General features: G+C 68.6%; 1 protein-coding gene. It reads left to right on the top strand.

Features of this window, described 5'->3' with window-relative positions; all coding sequences use genetic code 11:
- Window positions 1-126: 126 nt before the first annotated feature.
- Window positions 127-3,539: bifunctional RecB family nuclease/DEAD/DEAH box helicase (locus Q1V87_RS06155; RefSeq protein WP_300591299.1), on the top strand; the 3,413-nt coding region annotated here is incomplete at its 3' end.

Below are 3,539 nucleotides of genomic sequence, written 5' to 3' on the forward strand. Positions count from 1 at the left end.
CGAGCCAGGACGAAGCAGACGCAGGGTCGCGGGCACGATGCGCTCTCGTCGAGGTATCGGCGATAAGCGCGCATCCGACTGGGTCGTGTCGGAGGGCCCGGCTATCGTCGGGAGCGGAAAGGCATCATGCGATACATCGAGAGCGAGCGTCGGTTCGTCTGGAGCGCGAGTGACCTCAAGGCCGCCGCCGAGTGCGAGTTCGCCTGGGTGCGGGCTATCGACGCGAAGCTCGATCGAGTCGATCCGGTGGAGGACCCGGTCGATCTCACCCTCGAGCGCGCCGGACGACTCGGCGGTGTCCACGAACATCGAACCCTCGAGGCCTACCGCGAACGATTCGGCGATACCGTCGTCGAGATTCCCGAGACCGTTTCCTCGGATACCGAGGCTCTTGCCCGCGCCGTCGAGCTGACCAACGACGCGCTGCGTTCCGACCGGGTGAGCGTCATCTACCAGGCGACCTTCGCCGATGACGAGTTCGTGGGTTTCGCGGACTTCCTGTTGCGGGATTCGGGCGGGCGCTGGATCGTGCAGGACACCAAGCTCGCCCGACACGCGCGAGTCACCGCGCTCATGCAGCTCGCGGCATACGTCGATCGGCTCGACCAGCTCGGGGTGCCCCGGTCCAGTGAGGTCCAGCTGTTGCTCGGCGACGGGTCGACCAGTACCCACCGCGTCGACGACCTCCTTCCGGTCTATGCGCTGCGCCGCCAGCGGCTGCGGGCTCTCCTGGCAGACCGGCTCTCGGCATCCGCGCCGATCGCGTGGGATGACCCGCGCGGCGAGCTCGGGGTCGTCGCGTGCGGCAGGTGCCCGACGTGCGAGCTCGAGGTTGTCGCTACGCGGGATCTGTTGCTGGTGGCAGGCATTCGTCCCGTGCAGCGCGAGCGGATGCAGGCAGCCGGCATCCGCTCGATCGATGACCTGGTCGATGCGAGCGCGACGCCGGCGGGGATGAACCCCGACACCTTCGCGATGCTGCAGACCCAGGCGAGACTGCAGCTGCGAACGGCCGCCGGGGTGGGCTCCTTCGACTCGTCGGCCGCGGTGGATGCCGCACCCGGTGCCCCTGCCGCGCCAGCACCACCGCCGTTCGAGGTCGTCGCGCCGGCCGCGCTGGCCGCTTTGCCGAGGCCCGACCACGGCGACCTCTTCTTCGACTTCGAGGGTGACCCGCTCTACACCGAGGCGGTCGACGGTGATGCGCGCGCACCCGAGCAGACGATCTCGTGGGGTCTGGACTATCTGTTCGGCTGGGTCGATGATCGCGAGCAGTACAGCGCGCTGTGGGCCCACTCCTTCGCCGACGAGCGGACTGCCCTCGAGACGTTTCTCGACATGGTCGCGGTACGCCGTGCGGCACACCCCGCCATGCACATCTACCACTACGCGCCCTATGAGCCCACGCACCTCCTGCAGATGGCTGCCCGATACGGGGTTCGGGAGGCAGAAGTCGATCGCCTCCTGCGCGATGGGGTCTTCGTCGACCTCTATCCCGTGGTCAGACGCGCGCTGCGCGTGGGGTCGCGTTCGTACTCGATCAAGAAACTTGAGCCCCTGTACATGGGCGACGAGGTCCGCACGAGCGATGTGCAGCGCGGCGATGACTCGATCGTGAGATACGTCGAGGCACGGGCGCTCGCCGAAGACGGGGACGCGGACGCCGCGCAGCTCATCCTCGATGACATCGCCGACTACAACCGCTACGACTGTGTCTCGACCCGGCGCCTGCGCGATTGGCTTGTCGACCGCGCTCGCGAGACAGGTCGGCGCCCGGCCGCGAATCCGGAACCGAGCGAGACCGGCTACGAACCTTCGCCGCAGGCGACGACTCTGCTGCGCCTGGCGGGTGAGACCTCCGATGAAGCCGACGCGCAGGCACTGCGCCTCGCCGCCGCAGCGATCGACTACTACCCGCGTGAGGCGAAGTCGTTCTGGGCCACCCACTACCTGCGGCTTCGCGAGCCGATGTCGCTGTGGGAAGACACGCGAGACGTCGTTGCCGTGGACCCGGCGCGTTCGCGCATCCGTGAGGACTGGCACAGGCCCGAGGGCTCCCGAGCAGATCGGCGCGTGATCGAGGTGCGGGGCGAGCTCGCGCCCGGCACGAGGCTCCGCCCCGGCGCCGACCCTTTCGCGATCTACGAACTGCCCGCGCCCTTCCCGTTCGACGCCTCAGCGCGGTGGATTCACGCCGATCATCGGGTCAGCGTCATCGAGGAGCTCGAGGACGGTGTGGTCATCGAAGAGCGCGCCGTCGAGGGCTTCACGTGGCAGGACCTGCCGATCGCGCTGACGCCGGCCGCCCCACCTCGCGCGGCAAGTCAGCAGACCGCCATCGACGCGTGGGCGGCCGCCGTCATCGACGCCCATCCGAGATTCCCGAAAGACCCGGCATCCGACATCCTGCGGCGCCTACCCGCCCGATTGCTCGCGGCTGAGCCGGCGACCGTTGCTGCGGACACTGACGACGTCGACGCGCTCGTCGAAGCAGTGCTCCGCCTCGACCACAGTGCCCTGTCGGTGCAGGGACCTCCCGGCACCGGCAAGACGTACGTCGGTTCGCACGTGATTCAGCGGCTGGTCGCCGAGCACGGCTTCCGGGTGGGTGTCGTCGCCCAATCGCACGCGGTGGTCGAACACATGCTCGGCCGTGTCATCGCGGCGGGGGTGCCCGCTTCTCGAGTCGGCAAGGCTCCGAAGGATGCTGATGCCGATGTGCCCTTCACCGTGATCCCCAAGAACGGCGTTGCCGCGTTCGCTGCCGAGAACGCGTCAACCGGCTTTGTCGTCGGCGGGACGGCGTGGGACTTCAGCCACGAAGGTCGTGTGCCGCGCGGGAGTCTCGACCTCCTCGTCATCGACGAGGCCGGTCAGTTCTCGCTCGCATCCACGATCGCCGTCTCGCTCGCAGCGCCGCGGCTGCTGCTCATCGGCGACCCTCAGCAGCTTCCGCAGGTGAGTCAGGGGACGCATCCGGAGCCGGTCGATACGTCGGCGCTCGGCTGGATCATGGACGGCGAAGACGTCATCCCGCCGAGCTTCGGGCGCTTCCTTGCGGCCTCGCGGCGGATGCATCCTGCCGTCACTGCCCCGGTCTCCGACCTGTCGTACCGCGGTGCGCTGCGCGCTCACCCCAGTACGGCTCTGCGGCGCCTCGAGGGTGTGATGGCCGGCGTCATTCCCGTGCCGGTCCGTCATCGCGGCCGGGCTACCCAGTCACCCGAGGAGGCCGAGACCGTCGTCGAGATCGTGCGCGATCTCGTCGGGCGCTCGTGGACGGATGTCTTCGTGGACGACAGTGACGGCTCGGTGACCAGCGCGACATCCCGATCGCTGCAGGCCTCCGACATCATCGTCGTGACGCCCTACAACGCGCAGCAGGTGCTCGTGGAGTCAGCCCTGTCGGCAGCAGGTTTCGCCGGGGTGCCGGTCGGGACCGTCGACCGTTTTCAGGGTCAGGAGGCTGCCGTCGCGATCGTGTCGCTCGCGGCATCCTCGGGTCGAGACGTCCCCCGAGGACTCGAGTTCCTGCTGCT

This window comes from Microbacterium sp., from assembly GCF_030149085.1.
Classification (GTDB): Bacteria; Actinomycetota; Actinomycetes; order Actinomycetales; family Microbacteriaceae; genus Microbacterium.